This window comes from Fibrobacter sp. UWB15 (assembly GCF_900177705.1).
Lineage (GTDB): Bacteria > Fibrobacterota > Fibrobacteria > Fibrobacterales > Fibrobacteraceae > Fibrobacter.
This window is the reverse complement of record NZ_FXBA01000001.1, coordinates 207919-223177: the sequence shown is the minus strand read 5'-3', so window position 1 is coordinate 223177 and position 15259 is coordinate 207919. Positions and strand designations below refer to the sequence as shown.

Annotated in this window: 19 protein-coding genes, 1 tRNA gene and 1 pseudogene; 15 read left to right on the top strand and 6 right to left on the bottom strand. The window is 49.3% G+C overall.

Annotated features, from left to right (window positions below; translation table 11 throughout):
* Positions 1-5: 5 nt before the first annotated feature.
* Entirely contained in the window at positions 6-572 is a 567-nt protein-coding gene (locus B9Y58_RS14515; RefSeq protein WP_159450065.1) for a GGDEF domain-containing protein, read from the bottom strand.
* 18 nt (positions 573-590) lie between these two features.
* Here B9Y58_RS14515 and B9Y58_RS14510 point away from each other — a divergent pair, with 18 nt between their 5' ends.
* Positions 591-986, top strand: coding sequence for a hypothetical protein (locus B9Y58_RS14510; RefSeq protein WP_159432584.1), 396 nt, complete (start codon positions 591-593; stop codon positions 984-986).
* A 71-nt stretch (positions 987-1057) separates the two neighbouring features.
* Here B9Y58_RS14510 and B9Y58_RS00975 read toward each other — a convergent pair whose 3' ends face one another.
* Positions 1058-1897: a type III pantothenate kinase gene (locus tag B9Y58_RS00975; RefSeq protein ID WP_073053498.1), complete on the bottom strand. Its 840-nt coding sequence runs from the start codon at positions 1895-1897 to the stop codon at positions 1058-1060.
* Positions 1898-1948: 51 nt separating this feature from the next.
* Positions 1949-2010, bottom strand: a tRNA-Met gene (locus tag B9Y58_RS14505).
* A gap of 372 nt (positions 2011-2382) precedes the next feature.
* On the opposite strand from B9Y58_RS14505, the gene B9Y58_RS00970 reads away from it, so the two are divergent.
* From B9Y58_RS00970 to B9Y58_RS00910, 14 genes and pseudogenes are all read left to right on the top strand, one after another.
* Positions 2383-2787, top strand: coding sequence for a hypothetical protein (locus B9Y58_RS00970; RefSeq protein ID WP_073053496.1), 405 nt, complete (start codon positions 2383-2385; stop codon positions 2785-2787).
* 2 nt (positions 2788-2789) lie between these two features.
* Positions 2790-3023: a hypothetical protein gene (locus B9Y58_RS00965; RefSeq protein ID WP_073053494.1), complete on the top strand. Its 234-nt coding sequence runs from the start codon at positions 2790-2792 to the stop codon at positions 3021-3023.
* 12 nt (positions 3024-3035) lie between these two features.
* Positions 3036-3413 carry a DUF3846 domain-containing protein gene (locus B9Y58_RS00960; RefSeq protein WP_073053492.1) on the top strand — a complete coding sequence of 126 codons (378 nt, stop codon included), beginning with the start codon at positions 3036-3038 and terminating at the stop codon, positions 3411-3413.
* 11 nt (positions 3414-3424) lie between these two features.
* Positions 3425-3598: a DUF4314 domain-containing protein gene (locus B9Y58_RS00955; protein ID WP_083532161.1), complete on the top strand. Its 174-nt coding sequence runs from the start codon at positions 3425-3427 to the stop codon at positions 3596-3598.
* Positions 3599-3600: 2 nt separating this feature from the next.
* The gene (locus B9Y58_RS00950) at positions 3601-4011 is read left to right on the top strand and encodes a hypothetical protein (RefSeq protein WP_073053491.1); all 411 of its coding nucleotides are present in this window, start codon (positions 3601-3603) and stop codon (positions 4009-4011) included.
* Positions 4012-4042: 31 nt separating this feature from the next.
* A complete protein-coding gene (locus B9Y58_RS00945) occupies positions 4043-4324 on the top strand; it encodes a hypothetical protein (protein ID WP_073053489.1) in 282 nt (93 codons plus the stop codon).
* A 529-nt stretch (positions 4325-4853) separates the two neighbouring features.
* Positions 4854-5471, top strand: coding sequence for a TetR/AcrR family transcriptional regulator (locus B9Y58_RS00940; protein WP_073053488.1), 618 nt, complete (start codon positions 4854-4856; stop codon positions 5469-5471).
* A complete protein-coding gene (locus B9Y58_RS00935) occupies positions 5468-6355 on the top strand; it encodes an ABC transporter ATP-binding protein (RefSeq protein WP_073053486.1) in 888 nt (295 codons plus the stop codon). Before B9Y58_RS00940 ends, B9Y58_RS00935 begins: the two co-directional genes overlap by 4 nt.
* 13 nt (positions 6356-6368) lie before the next feature.
* Entirely contained in the window at positions 6369-7163 is a 795-nt protein-coding gene (locus B9Y58_RS00930) for an ABC transporter permease subunit (RefSeq protein ID WP_035769273.1), read from the top strand.
* Between the two features lie 12 nt (positions 7164-7175).
* Entirely contained in the window at positions 7176-7961 is a 786-nt protein-coding gene (locus B9Y58_RS00925; protein WP_026667057.1) for an ABC transporter permease subunit, read from the top strand.
* A 58-nt stretch (positions 7962-8019) separates the two neighbouring features.
* Positions 8020-8382 carry a nuclear transport factor 2 family protein gene (locus tag B9Y58_RS00920; protein WP_072831146.1) on the top strand — a complete coding sequence of 121 codons (363 nt, stop codon included), beginning with the start codon at positions 8020-8022 and terminating at the stop codon, positions 8380-8382.
* A 478-nt stretch (positions 8383-8860) separates the two neighbouring features.
* A pseudogene (locus B9Y58_RS00915) lies at positions 8861-9235 on the top strand (class I SAM-dependent methyltransferase); the annotation flags it as partial.
* On the top strand, positions 9234-9389 hold the full coding sequence (locus B9Y58_RS14700; protein ID WP_170861496.1) for a hypothetical protein: 156 nt from the start codon (positions 9234-9236) through the stop codon (positions 9387-9389). The pseudogene B9Y58_RS00915 and the gene B9Y58_RS14700, both read left to right, overlap by 2 nt.
* A 25-nt stretch (positions 9390-9414) precedes the next feature.
* The gene (locus B9Y58_RS00910; protein WP_073053485.1) at positions 9415-10233 is read left to right on the top strand and encodes a hypothetical protein; all 819 of its coding nucleotides are present in this window, start codon (positions 9415-9417) and stop codon (positions 10231-10233) included.
* A 7-nt stretch (positions 10234-10240) separates the two neighbouring features.
* Here the strand turns inward: B9Y58_RS00910 and B9Y58_RS00905 are convergent, their stop codons facing one another.
* From B9Y58_RS00905 to terL, 3 genes are read right to left on the bottom strand one after another with little or no spacing between them, the layout of a single operon-like run.
* Positions 10241-12907 carry a phage minor head protein gene (locus B9Y58_RS00905; RefSeq protein WP_085534735.1) on the bottom strand — a complete coding sequence of 889 codons (2667 nt, stop codon included), beginning with the start codon at positions 12905-12907 and terminating at the stop codon, positions 10241-10243.
* 3 nt (positions 12908-12910) lie between these two features.
* A complete protein-coding gene (locus tag B9Y58_RS00900; protein ID WP_073053481.1) occupies positions 12911-14152 on the bottom strand; it encodes an anti-CBASS protein Acb1 family protein in 1242 nt (413 codons plus the stop codon).
* 14 nt (positions 14153-14166) lie between these two features.
* Entirely contained in the window at positions 14167-15240 is a 1074-nt protein-coding gene (gene terL / locus B9Y58_RS00895) for a phage terminase large subunit (RefSeq protein WP_143154616.1), read from the bottom strand.
* Positions 15241-15259: the final 19 nt, after the last annotated feature.

Here is a 15259-nt window from a genome sequence, read left to right as displayed (position 1 = left end):
TATAGCTATTTCACAACTTGATTCTTGCCGTGTTTCTTTCCCCAATAGAGTTTTTCATCGGCTTGACGGATATATTCCTCGTAGTCTGCGATATTTTCGCCAGTGCTAAGGCCAATCGTCGCTGTAATAGAAACTTTAGAATTCTTGTAATAAATCACCTGTTCCGCAAGTTTGGCGCGGAAATCATTCAAAAGTTCCAGAGCGCAAGCATTATCCATCTGAGGCAGGTACAGCACAAATTCTTCACCACCCCAACGAACTGCCACGCCATTCTGGGGAAGGCAACTTTCAATACACTTGCTCACCGCAGCCAAAACCTTATCACCCGTTTCATGGCCATAGGTGTCGTTAATTTTCTTGAAGTCATCCACATCCAACATGGCCACGGAGTAAGAGGTTTCCTTTTCCTCTTTGCTGCGCTTCATGATGCTTTCAAAGAATCGACGATTATAGAGGCCGGTCAACACGTCATGATTGATGTTGTAGTCCAACTTTTCGCGAGTGGTTTTCAACTCCACCAGATAAAGGTTGGTTAAATAGAACAGCGTGAACAACGTAATGATCAAGTTCATGACTTTCACAAAAGAGCTGTGAAGCAGTACCAAATCCATCAGTTCTGGATAAAGGGAATAATTAAAAACGGAAATCAAGCTAATCGCAACCGCAAGCATAGCTCCAATAAGCTGATATATGTGTTTTTTCCTGTTGGAATAAGGCAGCATAAAGAAAATTACCGCCACCATGCCAATGACAAAAGTCAAGGTACCAAAATAGCCGCCAGAAATCAATTCCGTCATAGCGGAGAAAAAAATGATTTCGAAGTAGGCGAAGGAAATTCTGAGATTTTCATCCTTAAAAATTGTCAAGAAAATAACATACAGCGCAGAGCTGACGGCATTCAAAACGACCAACGGATACAGTCCAAATTCCCAGAACAGGAATACGTTAAAAACGTGGACACACAGACACATAATCAAAAAGATTAAGGTCCGATTCTCCGAAAGATTTTCGAGAATCTTTTTTGGCATATGTCTTTCCCCTTCTTACTTGAGAAAAATTATTCTTCCTCGGCGTCCCGCGATTCGTCGCTGTAAGCAGAAGTTGCCGTTCCGTTCAACGCTACCAGACGAATCCCTCGCAGCGTCAAAAACGGATCGTATTTATCAATCAAGGATGTTCTACGAGCGATGGTTTTCCCCCAACCACCGGTTGCATAGACGGGCATGTCATCGCAGCCCATTTCCTTCTTGATTTTGCCAATCAGAAATTCCAACTGAGCAAGGAATCCATACAGAAGACCAGCGCGGATTGCATCGTCCGTATTGTCGGCCACTACAGCATCCGGCCATTCAATGGTCACAGGCAAAAGGCGCGCGGCCTTTTCCGTCAAGGCATCCAGGCTTGCGTTGATGCCGGGAATAATCACGCCACCCGCAAAGGCGCCATCCTTCATGACGTCGAAAGTGGTAGCGGTCCCCATATCCACGACAATCGCATTCTTGAAACCAGCCTCACGCATGGCAATCACATTGCACAAACGGTCGGCACCGGCCATAGACGGGTTCTGGTAATTAATCTGCAAACCCATGCAGTTCTTGGAATTCACCACCTGCACACGTTTTTTAAGCAAGGAATCCAAGGCCTTAATCCACGGGCGTTCCAGGGCGGGCACCACGGTAGAAAGTCCCACATGGGTAATCTCTTCGGACTTGATCTTGGAGAATCTCAAGAGACCGCCCACCTTGTTCATCACTTCGTCAGAGGTGGTTTCCTTGCGGGTGGTCAGGCGCCAATAATCAACAACCTTGGAATCCTTAAAAATGCCTATCACCGTGTGGGAGTTGCCCACATCAACCACAAAGGAAATCAAATCCGTCTTTTTCAAGTTCTTTTTCACGTTAAAAAAGATAGAAAAAAGTCCATGGTTTTGAAAAACCATGGACTTTCGTGGAGCCTCCGGGACTTGAACCCGGAACCCGCGGGTTATGAGTCCGCTGCTCTGCCCTGTCCCGCGTAGATACTGGGTTTTCGATTAACGTCTCACAAAAAGCTCACAATTTAAAACCCTGTTTTTGCCTTAAAAAGCCCACTTTTTGTGACCTGGTTTTGAGCTTTTTGCTCATCCCCAGACGTCAAAAATTTACAAAAAATTAACAGGTTGAACCAGGGGGTAAAGACCGTCAAAAATTTTTTTTACGGCCATTGACAAACCTAACTAAATTAGGTATATTAAGTAGTGAACAAAAGAGCACTAAAACTGTTTAAAAATGACCATAATGTTGACTAGAAATTTGATGATTCCAGACGGGAAAAAACGACTTTCGATTCAATCCATCGAGGCTCGCCAAACGGCGAGCCTCTCTTTTTTTGAGAGGTAAAACCATGAGCTACGACTACCATGAAAACATCAAGGACGACTGCGTGACGGCCATCAAGGAATACCTTGGGTATCACGACGTGAAGGGAATGTCCAAGGAAACGCTGAAAGAAAAATTCCGCGATGCGTTTTGGGTTGACGATTCTGTTACTGGCAACGCTTCGGGTTCCTATACGTTCTCCAGCTATGACGCTGAACAAAACATCGCGGGAAACTGGGACTTGCTTGGCGAGGCCATGACCGAGTTCTGCTGCGAGTGCAACGCCATCGAGAAAGGCGCTGAATGGGCGGACGTGACGATTCGCTGCTACCTGCTTGACGAGGGCATTGAAAAGGCGATGGAGGAACTGGAAGAAGAAATCGAAAAAGCGATTGAAGAAGAACCCGAAGATGAAAGCGCGGAGGCATAGCGATGGAAAGGGCGAATGTGAAAGAACAGCTTGAACGGATGATGAACGAGTTCAATCAGAAATCCGACGAACTTCAAAAGATGGCTGAGAAAAGCGTCAACGGAACCATGGAAAGGTACACGCTGGCGCAGGCCGACACCGCAGCTGCGAAGCTGCTCGCGCTCAAGGAAGTCGCCTTGAGGCTTGGCTTCGCTGTTGTTTACGATGCAATTCAAAACAAGTGGACTCTAACCTAAAGGAAAAAAACAATGAAGATAAAAGCATACCTCATCGACGTTATCAACGAGACCCATAAGGCGGTCGAAATTGAAAACAAGCTCGCGGACTATTACCGCGAATTGCAGTGTACCGTGATTGACATTCAGGAACGGAAAATCGGCAAGAAGGTCTTCGACATTATCTGCGACGATGAAGGTCTTTTCAAGGAGCCTGCGAAAATCAGTGCCATCGACAATCTCGGTTCGCCTATGTTTGTCGGCAATCTCCTGGTCGTAAAAAATAAGGACGGAGAGACTACCACATTGAGCGACGAAGATGTATATTACGTTTCCGAACATGTGGAAAACCTTTGTACCAAGCTGTTTCCGAAAGGCTACCCGATGCTGACGCAGGTCGAATATTGCTAGGAGGGCTGAACATGAATTTGAAAATCGGAGACAAGATTGAAATTCTCGAAATGGTAGGCGAACCCCAGTACACGGGAAAGGTCGGAGTCGTTGATTTTATTGACGACGCTGGTCAAGTGCATGGAAGCTGGGGAGGCTTGGCCGTCCAACCTGAACGCGACAAAGTTCGGCTGCTGGAGGGGTGACGATGGCGGAAGGACAGCTGGATTTCTTTTCCATCCTGGATTCCGCAAGCGAAGCGAACAACGCAAGGCCATGGTGTAAATCATGGCTTTGCGCCCGTAAGAACGATTGCGGAGTCTATGTGGAGAATGTGCAGACATTCAGGCAGGGAGAGGGCTACAGGCGCTATGTGGAGCTGAAATGCGCCCTCGACTATCCGAAAGTCTATTACGCTTGCAGCATCCAGGACAGAATTTCCGGGCGCGGCTCGCCGCTAGATGCCGATGGAGATTACTGCTTCGACGTGTTCGACGGAATCGCGGACGTGGAGAAGAAGGTACGCGGCTATCTGACGCGCTGTGCGTCGGGCTACGAGGTGAACCGTTCCTGGATAGATGGCGTGGTGAACATGCTCAAGAACAGCTTGCAGCAATAGTGCAAAAGCTATTTTTAAAGCGAGGCAAACAATGAATTACAGAACTCTGTGCAGCTTTTACAAGGGCGAGAAGGAATGTCCCTTTGAAGCTGGGAATGGAAACGCTGGGAAATTTTGGATGGCGGAACGGTTCGTCTGTGAGGAATACGCGCAGACCGTCGAGAAGCAGGTCAAGACGGATTTCTTCCGCATGGTTGCAGCCTACATTTCCAAATGGGCGCCCTACGATTATCCCGACCTGATACGCGACTACCTGTCGAAGTCCGATGCCGATGAAAAAATCAAGGCTCAAGTGAAAGCGATGTATCTCTAGTCTTAGGCGGCAGTAGGAGCCGCCTTCGGTCTCTTTTTTGCACAAAATATGATTTGTTCACTTGAAAAAATCCGATTTTTACTATCTTTGCGCTCGGAGCCTTAGCTCAATCGGTTAGAGCGTCGGACTCATAAAAATTGTGGCACCAGCTTGAAAGAGTTGGATGCGAATGGGAAGAAATCGGTGAAACCTAACCAGCGGCAACGCTGCACGGCAACGCCGAGCCGAGCCAGGGGTACACTCCTGGAAGGTGTAGAGACTAGCGGAGCAGTAGAGCCTGCTTAATGACCGCACAAGCCTCCCACGTCTAAACCCGCAAGGGCATGGCGAAGACATAGTCCACGGAGGTGCGAAAGCATCACAAACGTAAACCCGTTGGTTCCCGGTTCAAGTCCGGGAGGCTCCACGAAAGAGGATGAGTTGGAAAACTCACCCTCTTTTTGTTTATCTTTAGGGTTGACCGAATCGGTTATTGGTGTTATATTATAAATAACCGATTCGGTTATTTCGTTGAAAGGCAGGGATCAAAGTGGAAAAATTTTTGGCGCTGACGGAAGAAAAGAAAATGACGATCCTGAACGCAGCACTTCAGTGCTTCGGAAAATTTGGTTATGAAAAAGCATCCGTCAATGATATTGCAGTGGCTGCTCATATCTCCAAGGCATCCATGTTTCAGTATTTCGGAAGCAAAAAACAGCTCTATATTTATCTGCTGGAATACTGTAAAAAGGTCATTGAAGAAATATTTGAAAAAGCACATCTGGATTCCAAAACGGATTTGTTCGACAGGATCCTGGCATCCAGCCGCATGGAAATGGAGAGCTTCCAAAATCAGCCCTTCACCCTGCAGTTTATTACCAGCGTCTGGGAAGAAACTTCTCCCGAAGTAGCCGATGCGCTGGTGATTCTGACAGAGGAAGCCTGCAGCTTCAGAAACGATATGGTTCTTCGGGAGGAGGACGCTTTGAAATTCAAAAACCCGGAGGATGCCCGGCCGGTATTTCAGATGCTGCTTCTGATGGGCGAGGGATATGCGGCCCGGTACCGTGGGGCAAATGCTTTTGACTTTGAGACCGTCATGGATGATTTTGAGAAGAACATCGCAATTCTGCGGAAAAATTTTTATAAGGAGGAATATCTGAAATGAGCGAGCCAATCATTGTTTTGGAAAAGCTGACCAAGCACTATGGGAAACATCGGGGAATTGACGGACTTAGCTTCTCTGTTGACCAGGGCGAGTTTTTCGGCTTCATTGGCCCAAACGGTGCGGGAAAATCCACCACCATCCGCACCCTGATGGGCCTGATCCATCCCAGCGGCGGCAGCGCATCTATTTTCGGCCTGGACTGCCAGACCAAGGCCAGTGTCATTGCCAGAGATGTGGGCTATCTTCCCAGCGAAAACAGCTATTATGAAAACATGAAGGTGCGGGAACTGCTGCAATACAGCGCAGACCTGTACGGCATGAATTGCGAAACGAAAATGTATGAGCTCTCCGAGCGCCTCAATCTGGATCTGACCCGGAAAATCGCAGACCTGTCTCTGGGCAACAAGAAGAAGGTGGGGATCGTGTCTGCCGTCATGACCTCGCCCAAGCTGCTGATCATGGACGAACCCACCAGCGGCTTAGACCCGTTGATCCAGCAGGCTTTCTACGATATTCTGAAGGAGGAGAACAGCCGGGGAACCACCATTTTCTTCTCCTCCCATGTCCTCAGTGAGGTGCAGAAGCTGTGTGACCGGGTGGCGATCTTAAAAGAGGGCAAGCTCGTGGGCATTCAGTCCATCCGAGAGCTGCGGGAAAGCGGCTATAAAAAGGTCAGCCTTACCGCTGAAACGGCCATCCCCCGTGAGTTCTGGGGCCTGCCCGGCATTGCCAACTACACCGAGAGTCCTGACAAGACCTCTGTTTCCTTTGTGTATAACGGCAATATCACGGCGATCATTGACAAGCTTCACCTGCTGCATTTGGACGATGTGCTTTTGGAAGAACCCTCTTTGGAGGAGATCTTCCTGCACTACTATGCGTAAGGAGGTGTCAGGCATGGTCATTTTGAAATATGAACTGAGAAGGCATCGAACCTATATCCTGGGCTGGGCCATCGCCTTGGCTGCGTGCATCTTTTTCATGACACCGACTTATTACAGCTTTCTGGATGCGGCCTCCGTGGAACTCTTTGAAACCATGGGCACCACGGACTTTTACAGGAGCGTCGGCGTATCGATGGAATACCTGACCTCTCCGCTGGGTATTTACGGGTTCCTGACCAGCTTTTTCATGATTGCCTCCGGCGTTTTCGGGATGCACTTCGGCATTTCCATTCACACCAGAGAATGTACGGAAGGAACCTCGGAATACCTGTTTACAAAGCCCTTTCCCCGGAAAGCAATTTATTGGGCAAAGGCATGGACGGTGTTTGTCGGCGTGGCGATCGTGGGTGCGGCGTATCTGCTGGCTTCCCTTTTCGCCATGGCAACATTCCGTTCCGGAACTCCTTGGGGAGAGTTTTTCCTGATTGCCCTGTCCCTGACCCTTGTGACGCTGTTCTTCGCTGCAATGGGGCTGATGGTGGGAGTTTTGTTTTCCCGCAACCGCAGTCCGCTGCTGACTGCCGGTTTGGTTGTGTTCGTTGAGTATTGCATTACCAGCTTCTCCAACATCGTCAGTAACCGGGCTATCAGTTTTCTGTCTCCCTACTCGTTCTTCGGAGCCGCCGAGATCTCCAAAGCCGGCTTCTATGACCTCCGGTATCTTGGGTGGTGCGTGCTGCTGTTTGCCTTGTTTTTGGTGCTTTCTTACGGTGTCTTTCTGAAAAAAGACATTCAGTTCCGCAGCTAAGGAGGTGTGAACATGAAAACATTGATTAAAAATGAATTCCGCCAAACCAGAAGACTTTTGCTGATCTGGCTGGGAATCATGCTGCTTCTGTGCGGTTTCTGCTATTTTGAGCTTCTGTCCCTACGGGACAGTCTGGATGAAATGGCAGCGATGGTCAGCCAATTTCCGAGACTGATCATGATCATGTTCGGAGTCAAAGGCGACTTGACGACATCCACCGGCTGGTATGTGTGCATCTATTTCTGGGAGGGACTGCTGGCGTTTCCTTATGCCATGTCTTTGGGACTGTCCTGTGTGGCAAGGGAAAAGAAATTCGGAACATCGGAATACCTGTTCACAAAGCCTGTGAAGCGGAAAACCATTGTTCTGGCGAAGGTGATCGTTTCGGCAGTGAACCTGCTGGTGTTCGCCCTGTTCAGCGGCGTGTGTAATTATTTCACGATCGTTCTTCCTTTGGGCGGTCTGGATCAGCCGGGAGCGGTGCTTTCCACAACGATGGGAATGTTCTTTACCCAGACTCTCTTTTTTGCCCTGGGTCTGCTGTTTTCCAGTGTGCTTCGATCCTATAAGGCTGCGGTGCGGACAGGAACAATTTCCATGCTGGCTGCCTATGGGTTGGCCTTTACTGCCGAGTACACAGGAAATCATTTCCTGGACTACCTGACCCCATTGCGTTATTTTGATGTGTACGAGGTAGCACTGCACGGTTTCCACCTTCCCTATCTCGTCTTAACGATCGTTGTGGCAGGTATTTGTGTCGCAGCTGCCCTGGATCAGTGGAAACGGCGGGAATTGTGATGTTACATGAATCGTGTATCTTGAAAACAGCAGCTAACGATATATGGAGGAAATATTTATGTTACGGCCAAAAGAAATAGTATGTAAATGGGTAGATGCCTTTAACAACCATGATGTAGAGGCAATTATGAGCTTGTACCATGATAACGCAACCAATCATCAGGTGACCAATGATCCCGTGATTGGGATAGATGCAATCCGTGAAATGTTTACAGCAGAATTTGCCACTGCCGATATGACTGCCATTGTAGAGAATATCTTTGAAGATGGACAGTGGGCGATTTTAGAATGGAAGGACCCTCTGGGACTGCGGGGATGCGGCTTCTTCCATGTTGTGAATGGTAAAATTCTGTTTCAGAGAGGATATTGGGATAAGCTGTCTTTTCTGAAGCAGCATAATTTGCCTATTGAATCGTTGTGAAAAGGTGAACAGAGCACGAAGTTGAAGGAAGGGCGAAAATGGAGCGAGGAAGAATTATTGTAATTACAGGCCCTCCGGGAACTGGAAAATCGACAGTATGGATGCCATGGAAGGAATATTCTTCTTCGTCGATGCGGGCGGCTTCCTGAAGCCAAACATACAGGTCGTTGCTCTCTGGGTTACAAGGAAGCTCTGAACCACGCCTCTGACGATACAATGCGTACAAGAGAAAAGAGGGAAAGACCGCTGACAGCATTAAAAAAGATGCAATTTTTTCACAGCATACTTTCCGAACCATGTGTGGTGTATGGCACCGCATTTCTCAGCAACACAATATACCAAGTTCGAGGCGGAGAGTCTATTGAAATAAAAAAATCCGAGGAAGAGAATATCTCTCTGCCTCGGATTTTTCGTTTCATCCCTCAATCGGCTGGTGTAGTACCTTCAATTTCAAGATGTCCCTGTGCGGACACGCCCTTCGGTTGTCGCTTTTGATTACAGCAAAAAAATGATAGAATTGGCTAAAAGACGGCAATCACAATATGCAAAACAAATTGAATTTTGTGTGGCGGATGCGACCGATAGAAAAAGTATATTAGAATTAAAAAGAAATCGAGCCTTTACGAAAGCAGTTTCTAATATGGCAATTATGGATATTACGGATATTGAACCACTTCTTATGGCTGTTTATGAACTGTTGCAGGAAAGCGGAATTTTTGTCTTTGCAACGCAACACCCTTGTTTTGTCACGTTGACTGAAAAATATATGACACCGCACAGTTACTATGATATAGCGATTGAAGGGCAACCGAAAGAGCAGATTTATTATCATCGTTCCATACAAGGTATATATGGATAAAGACTTGGAAAAGCTCATGGAAAAATATAACGTTCCATGCAAAGTCAAGAAAGTCAAAAAGCAAACTTTAGACTTGAATCCTCAAGATAAAGTCATTGACTGCGATTATGTTGACCCGGCTGGTTTTCCCCATTGGGACAAAGATTAAATCTTGAATGTCATAAAGGCCCTTTATGCTAAAGAAATTTCTTTCAGTGTATCTCCTTTTATCTGCTTGTCTTTATGCAACGGATTATGAGTGCATAGAGCTTTATGGAGATTATAGAGTTGTAATTGAAGGGACTAAAAATACAGCGAATCAAGTCAGTACAAAACGTTATTCAAGCTATAAATCCTGCAATCGTGATTTGGAAAATTACCTAAATGGTAAAAAGACTCCTATCGCATACGAGTGCATAGAACTTTATGGGGATTACAGAGTCGTGCTCGAAGGAACTAAAAATCCAGCAAATCAAGTTAGCTCAAAACGCTACTCAAGCTATAAATCCTGCAATCGCGATTTGGATAATTACCTAAATGGTAAAAAGACTCCCGTTGAATATGAGTGCATAGAACTTTACGGGGATTTTAGAGTTGTGCTTGCGGGAACTAAAAATCCGGCAAATCAAGTTAGTTCAAAACGTTATTCAAACTATAAATCCTGCAATCGCGATTTGGATAATTACTTAAATGGCAAAAAGACTCCCGTTGAATACGAGTGCATAGAACTTTATGGAGATTTTAGAGTCGTGCTTGCGGGAACTAAAAATCCGGCAAATCAAGTTAGCTCGAAACGCTACTCAAACTATAAATCCTGCAATCGCGATTTGGATAATTACTTAAATGGCAAAAAGACTCCTGTTGCATACGAGTGCATAGAACTTTATGGGGATTACAGAGTCGTGCTCGAAGGAACTAAAAATCCAGCAAATCAAGTTAGCTCATTGCGTTATACCAGCTATGGGTCTTGCAATAAAGCCTTGAATGAATACTTGTCTAAGCAAAGACAATAATCTGCAACTAGAGCTTCTCCAGCTTGCCGTTTTTTATGTAAAAAACCTCTGTTCCGATGGATTTCCACTTTTGGGCGAAGCCTAGATACTTGGACTTCGCCTTTTCTGTTAGGTCGTAAGGGAACGTCAGCGACTCCACGCAATCGACCGTCACATCGCCGTGAAATTGCAGTTCAAGATAGCTGCTGATGTTGTCGCTGCGGAATTTCGTCATGTCGTTCGTCTGCGTTCCCTTCACTGGCAGCTTGCTTTCATACATGTCGTCGTAGGAAACCGCTTTCGGGTCGGTGACGAGACTGAGCTGGTATCTTTCGCTTAGGCTGTCGCCAGCCGTCCATGTGCAGGTCACTTTGTCCTTCTTGAAACGTACCGCGACATTTCCGTATTGGGTGGCGCGGTTGTGCGTCGTCGCCTCACGTAGCTTGTCATGGTCGAGAAGGTTGCCGTACTTTTCGTACTGCGAGATATTGAGCTGGTTCGCCTTTTCCGTTGAACCCAGGTCAAAGAGCTTGTGTGCTGCGGATAGTCTCAAATGGCTCTGCTTGATTGAACCGTCCGCGTTTAGCGACGGGCCGCTATACCCGCCGGAGCTTCCTGTCTCGAAGGTGTTTTTGAAATGGCTGTTGAAAACCTTTTCAAGCAGGTCGTCTTCTATGTGCATCCCCAAGTCGTGCTTCTGGAACAGCTCGCGCATCGTCGCCTCGATTTCTGCGGCGTGTTTCTTTGTCGCCGAGCCGTAGTAATGTCCCTTCTTATATTTCTCGATGGCTGTATCAAGGTGTCCGAGCGTGGGAGGCAACTTGTCGCCCTTGAGGGCGCGAAGGTCGTCGATGCTGATGTTTGTCGAGAACGGGACGCTTGAGCCGGACTTGATGCCAGCCTTGATTTTCTTGAGGCGTTCGAGTCCTTCCTTGTATTCGATTTCCTTTCTTCTCGTTTCCGCTTTCTTGAGCAGTTCCTTGATTTCCGTTTTCGCGGCGTTGTCGCCCTTGGCGATAAGCGCGTCCATGTCGCTGGTGAGTTTTTTCAGAACTGCGGACTTGGGGTGATTCTTGAGGAATATCTTGATGGAGTCCACGCGGCCAAGTTCCGTTTCCCAGTCGATGAGCCGTTCCACTTCGGCGAGGGCTTTCTTGTAGGCGTCCTGTGCCACCTTCCAGCTCGCGTACTTCTTGTGCTTTTCAACCCAGTCGATTTCAAATTCCAGGTCGTGCTTTTTGCCTGCGAGCGAGCTGCCCATGCCTTCGAGCTTCTTTCTTACGGATTCGTTGACGGTGATGGCGGTTGAATAGTCGAAGTCCCTTGCCGCCTGGATGGGGTCTGCAAGATACGTGCAGCCCTTCAATGTACCCAGACTTGTTTCGAGCTTTCGGGAGAGCTTCTTCATGTCGCTGTACGCCTGTTTGCCGCCCTTCTGCAAGGCTTTTTCCAGTTCGTCCATTTCGGGTAGGCCCTTGATGCCGTTCGCGTCCTGCAAAAGCCTGTGCGCTGTCTGTCGCGTATCAAGCCTTTCCTGCAATTCCTTGCGAATTGCTGCGGCTTCCTGCGAAGTTCTGCGGGAATGTCGCTGTTCGGCGGCTTCCTTGAGCCTGCGCCTTGACTTGCGTTCGTCCCAGCGCTTCTGAATGTCCGCGATTTCCTCGGCGCTTCGGGCATGGCGCTTTTCCGCCGCCTGTTCCAGCCTTTGACGGCTCAAAAGCTGCATTTGCTCGTTTTTGAGCTGTTGCAGCTGTTTTTCCTGTTCGGCGATAGATTGTTCCACCTTGTGAAGGTTTTCGCCCGTAGAAGCCTCTGTATGCTGTTCTGCGCCCTTTTCCTGTTCGGGACGTTCCTTGACCTCGTATTTTCCGTCGATTTCGGGGTCCCAGGCGACCATGGAGCAGCGACACTGAAAATCCTCGCCCGGATTTCCGTGAAACATCGAGGCTGTTCTTTCCTTTTCGACCAGGCCGTCGGGCGTTTCCTCGTAATAGACGTTCGGGTTGTCCAGGCTACAGATTAGGCCGTTCAGGTGCGTGTGCGTTTCCCTGTCGCGACCATCCAAGGTCGTGAGCCATACATAGTAGCGGATGCCCAGCTGCTTGTACGTCGAAATGCTCGCGGCGGAATTGAGCTTGGCGGTCTCTGTTCTCGCGATGAGTTCTGCGCGGTGTTTTGTTTCGGCGGGGAGCTTGGCTCGGATGGCCGCTTCCAGTTCCCTCTTGTTCCAGCCCTTCATCTTCGCCTCGGTGGCGATGCGGGAAATGTCCGCCTTGGCGTCGCTCTCCGCGCTGATGCAGAGTTGCTGGAAGTTCTTCTTCCAAACCTCGAAAATTTCGTCTTTCGCTGGTGGCGGGAAATATGGCTGTCCGACGGTCATTTTGGCGTACTCGCTGAAATTCCAGCCGTTCTTGACGCCGACTGCATCGGCAAGCGTGGAAACCTTCTTGACAAATTCGGGGGGCAGCTCCGCAGTGGCTTTCGTCAGGTCGTCAATGTCGTCCGTGAAGCCCCGGAGCGCAAGCTGGATGTTTTCTTCCAGGGCGCGAAGAAATTCTTCCCGCGTTGTGCGTTCAAGGTCCGCCTCGATGGCGCTGGGATAGAACTGGTGAGCGTTGAACACGGGCCTGCGTCCGCGTTTCTTCTGTCCGAGTCGTTCCACGTTCTTGACGAAATTTACGAAGCTGCCAGCCATGTTCTAGTCCTTTACGGAAATGTCCCAGGAATGTCCGTTCTTGAAGATTCCTTCTCGGATGCTCTGCTCGTCAATCGCTCCCATCTGATAGTAGATGTTGAGCATTTCCGCCTGCATCTTCATCGCTTCGAGCTTTTCCTTTACGGACATTGTGGTGACGGCGCCCCATTCAAATTCCGAACAGACGATGCCGCAGTTCCTTTCCGAAAGGTCGGCAATGAGCGAACAGGCGGGACGGTAGATGTAGCGGGAACGCCAGCTTTCCACAAGCTCCGCGTATGCCTTGGAGTCGCCCTCATTCGTCTGGGCGAGTCCAGTCGCGCTTTGGCCGAAAAGGATGCTCACGGGGATTCTCGAATCCGCACAGACGAGGTTCATCGCCTTTTGGAGAACTTCGGGCAGTCCCGCGAAATTGTGGCTTAGGATTTGGAACTTGTCGTTCGCGCCGGAGAATACGCCTCGGAACGAACTCATGGAAACCTTTACGAGGCTTATGAGCTGCTGTGCGTCCTGTATTCCGCAGTCGGGCTTGGAGAGCATTTCGTTGAAGCCCTCCAGCGAGAAAAGCATCACGCCCGTTTCCGTCGCCATGTTGACGATGGACGCGACGACATTCGCGAGGTTCTTCAAGCTCTGTTCGCACGCCTTGAGTGCAGGCATACCGAAGAACCTTTCCCTTATGGGTATTCCCTGGAGAATGTCGGGGACGATTTTTCCGTGAATGACGGTGCAGCGCGACGGGTGTATCTCGATGCGCTTGTTATCAAGAAGGACGACGCGGTAAACCTTGGGCGTGTCGCCCTGGAAATCTGTCGGCTGGAACTCCACCTTGCCAGCGCTGTAAACACGGTATTGCGAAATCTTGCGATTTTCCGGTGCTGGACGTTTGAGCTGTTCAATGTCGTACTCGTTTTCGTATTCCGAGACAATCAAGGCGCCGCCCGTGAGACGCTGGTATTCGCCAGCGAGCTGTAGAGCCTCGAAAAGCCCGACGGCGGAAGCCTCCTTGAAAACCTTGCCCGAACTGTCGCCAGTGATGGTGACGGGTTCCTTGAAAGCCGTTTCGGGGACGCACTCGACAATTCGTGCGGCGATGCCGTCCTGCACCTTTATACGCGCAAGCTCGACAATATCCGTTCCCGCATAGGGATTGACGAAAGTATTTTCCGTCTTGTCGGTGTCCCTGCGGCCCATTCCCGTTACGAAATTGCCGTAGGCGCCGTCCCTTATCTTTGCAGTTTCCATGATTTATTCTCCTTTTAGATGAAGCTGATAAGGCCCGTCCCCATACCAGTTGCCAAGTAGTTGAGAGCCTGCGTGGTGGAATCCACGCGGTCATCGTGCGGAGCGCTTGGAAAAGAAACCAGTTCGTCGATGTAGTCGCGAACCCAGGGATGTTCTGCATCCTGCTTGGGTATATAGACGTTTCCCGCCTCGAACAGCGGGCTTACCGCAAAGGCTCGCGCTTCCTTTGAGCCTTGCGGTGTGAAGGGAACGATGCCGCTAATCTTGTTGCGCAACGCGCTTATGATTGCGGGGCCGTTCGCCTTGTCTTCAATGATTTTTCGGATTGCCTTGGGGTGCTTCTCGCTCATGCGCTGGAAAGCCCGGATGCTCGAAACAAAGTCCATCTTGGCGCATACGCAGTCAATGAGGTAGAAACGCGCCCCGACCTTTCCCCAGACGGTTCCCGCTACGTTATCGCTTGATGCGCTGTCCGTGAAGGTGAAGTCCCAGCTTTGTATAATCTTGTCGAAAACCTTGGGCAAGATTTCGTACTGTTGCAGCCATTCGCGCTTGATGATGCTTCCGCCGACTGGTGCGGGGTGCTGCTGGTAGAGTGCGTTCCAGTCGTAGCTTCCCACGTTGATGCGGATTTTTTCGAGCATCTCAAGCGGGTATCTTTCCGGGTGCAGCGCTTCGCCGATTTTACGGTGTGGTTCGTCCTTCTCGGCTATTGCGGGATAGTTTATGACCGTCCACTGGTCGCCATCGCCCTGCTTCATGGCGTTGAGCAGACGCCCCGCCAGGTCGTCCTCATGCCAGCGCGTAAGCGTGACGAGAACGCCTCCGCCCGGAGAAAGTCGCGTATATGCGGTGGATGTGTACCAGTCCCAAATCCTGTCTCGTATGGTGATGCTGTTCGCTTCCTGCCTGTCTTTCAGCGGGTCGTCGATGCCGAGGATTTCGCAGCCCATACCCGTTATACTTCCGCCGATACCCGTGCTTCTAAAACTGCCCTTCCTGTTGGGAATTTCGATTAGGTTTGTCGAGCGCGTGTACTTGCTTCCTCGCGGCGGCATCGCCGTTTGTGCGAGAAAGACGCACTTCACGATGGACGAATTTTAGGAA